The sequence below is a fragment of the Pseudomonas sp. P5_A2_2 genome (assembly GCF_054177685.1).
In genome coordinates, this window is sequence record NZ_JBGCUL010000679.1 from 1 (window position 1) to 2472 (window position 2472).

Annotated in this window: 3 protein-coding genes and 1 pseudogene; 3 read left to right on the top strand and 1 reads right to left on the bottom strand. The window is 60.6% G+C overall.

The features are described 5' to 3' along the window. Both ACXRVY_RS24100 and ACXRVY_RS24105 read left to right on the top strand, forming a co-directional pair. The coding region (locus tag ACXRVY_RS24100; RefSeq protein WP_458238437.1) for an SDR family oxidoreductase at positions 1-956 on the top strand (956 nt) is incomplete at its 5' end. 113 nt (positions 957-1069) lie between these two features. Beyond that, the gene (locus ACXRVY_RS24105; protein ID WP_223457231.1) at positions 1070-1690 is read left to right on the top strand and encodes an NADPH-dependent F420 reductase; all 621 of its coding nucleotides are present in this window, start codon (positions 1070-1072) and stop codon (positions 1688-1690) included. 147 nt (positions 1691-1837) lie between these two features. Here ACXRVY_RS24105 and ACXRVY_RS24110 read toward each other — a convergent pair. After that, positions 1838-1909: pseudogene (locus ACXRVY_RS24110) on the bottom strand (integrase); the annotation flags it as partial. Between the two features lie 342 nt (positions 1910-2251). Here ACXRVY_RS24110 and ACXRVY_RS24115 point away from each other — a divergent pair. Next, the coding region (locus ACXRVY_RS24115; RefSeq protein ID WP_458238438.1) for a hypothetical protein at positions 2252-2472 on the top strand (221 nt) is incomplete at its 3' end.

Sequence of the window (2472 nt, forward strand, 5' to 3'; positions counted from 1 at the left end):
CGAGGAGCACGCATATGCACGTTTTTGTTACCGGCGGCACCGGCCATTCCGGTCCGTACGTCATCTCCGATCTTATCGCCGCCGGCCATGAGGTCACTGCTCTGGCTCGGTCCGACACGGCCGCGGCGCAGGCAGCTGCGCTCGGCGCCAAGGTACGTCGCGGCAATCTCGAGGATCTCGACGGGCTAAAGGAAGCGGCCGCAGCCTCGGACGGCGTCATTCACCTCGCGCATCGGCAGGACCTGATCCCAACCGGCGGGATCAACGCCGTTGCGGCCGCGGAGCTTGAGATCATGCTCGCCTATGGCGAAGCATTGGCCGGAAGCGGAAAGCCGTTGGTCGTGTCTGGAAGCGTCGGCTCGCCCGGGTGGGAGGGCTTGGGCCGGCCGGCCACCGAGGAGGATCCGCCCCTTCCCGGCGGCGATCCGTACAAGAATACCCTGCGGGTTCGGAACATCGTGGAAACCACGGTGATCGGTCTCGCCGAAAAGGGCATACGGTCTTCGATCGTGCGGATCCCTGAGATCATGCACAGCTCCACCGATAACGCCGGCTTCCTTCCGCTGTTGATCGGGCTGGCCAAGGAAAAGGGTGTCGTCGGCTACCCCGGAGAAGGTGCCAACCGTTGGGGGGCCGTGCATGCCCGTGACCTCGCCACCGTGTTTCGCCTGGCGCTGGAAAAAGGCGCGGCGGGCAGAAGCTGGCATGCAATCGCCGACGTGGCTGTCCCGTACCGCCAGATCGCCGAAGCCATTTCCAGCCGGTTGAATCTGCCGGCCGTGTCTATTCCCGCGGACGTGCTGATGCTGCCTGGCGACTTCGGGTTCCTTGCGAATCTGGTCACGCTGGACACCCCGACATCGAACGCCATCACGCGCCGGGTTCTTGGCTGGGAACCGACCCAGCCCGGACTCTTCGCCGATCTTGATAGCGGTCACTACTTTCCGGCCGACTGATGAGGTGACGGCACACCGCCGGGTCGCACTGCGCCCGGCGGGTGGCCAAGCCGTGACGGCGTAACCCGTCCAGAAACGATGGAAAACTACCCGATTTCAAACGGAGACTGCACATGAGCACTATCAGTATCATCGGTTCGGGAGGCATGGCCGCGGCTGTCGGCGGCCGTATCGCCAAGGCCGGACACACCGTCGAGGTTGTCAGTCGCGATCCCGCCAAGGCGCAGGCGCTTGTCGACAAGATCGCATCCGGAGCGATCACAGGGACTTACGGCACCACTCCGGCGGGCGAGATCGTCATTCTCGCCGTACCGTACACCAATGCGGTGGCTGTATTGGCCGACTTTGGGAAAGCGCTCGACGGTAAGGTGATCATCGATATCACCAACCCGGTCGCTCCCGATCTCTCGGGCCTCGTTACCCCCCACGGCAGTTCCGGTGCGCAGGAGATCGCCAAGGGCGCCCCGGCCAGCGCGCATGTCGTCAAGGCGTTCAATACCCTCTTCGGCCATGTACTTGTGAAGGATGAACGCCTCGATGCGTTCATCGCGGCGGACGATGCGGACGCCAAGGCGCGCGTCTCGACCTTCCTCGAGAGTCTCGGGCTGCGTCCGTTGGATGTCGGCGGCCTGCAGATGGCCCAGACGCTCGAGTGGCTCGGTCTGATGATGATCGGCCTGGCTAAAAACGGCGCCGGCACCTGGGACATCGCCATGAAAGTCGATATCGGCTGAATCACCGACACCACGTCCTCACCAGCAGGCCAACAACGTGTCCGGTTAGATCGGACACGATCCTGGGTAAAGGAAATGGAGAGATTTCGATGAGCACACAAGAGAATGTCCAGACTGTGAAGAATTTTTTTGCAGCCATGGGCCGCGGCGATCGATGACATCCAGGCTAACGCCTAAAGCTTGCATCATGGTCGCCCCCGTGCGGCGCAGGTCCTGCGGTCAGCGACTCGAGTTCTTTGATGGTGATTTTGGCCATAAGATGAGTTCCCCCTACTTTTACCCCCACAAAACGGCTGGCTCTGGGTGGTTTTTTTCGGATGTGGTACCAATATCTGAATTTTTCCCGTGGGCTTTGGCCCCAGCTTGGTAAGTGAGTTGAGAAGGTACGTTTTCGTTCCTGTCGTAGGCGGCCATTCGATGATGGGATGAAAAATCAGTGATGACCAAAGGCACATTCCGGCTCTCACTAGAAGAACTATCATCCCGCCATCAGCTCAAGAGGGGCCCCCTGGCCGGCCATTTCCGGCACTCCCCTGGGGATCACGACAAGGATGGTTGCGCATGGATGACATCGTTCAGCCCCTCACGCCCCAAGAAGAAGTCCAGCCTAAAGAAGTAAAAATCCTTGCCACCTTGGTGGCGAAGCTGAACCTTGCAGATTTCCAGAACGCCATCCCTGTGATTCGCGAGCTTCGCATCTTGAACGAGACGAGTGATCGTTTCGTCAATGCCACTCTTACCCTTAGCTCGGTGCCCGAGGTATTTAAGCCCAAGATCTGGCG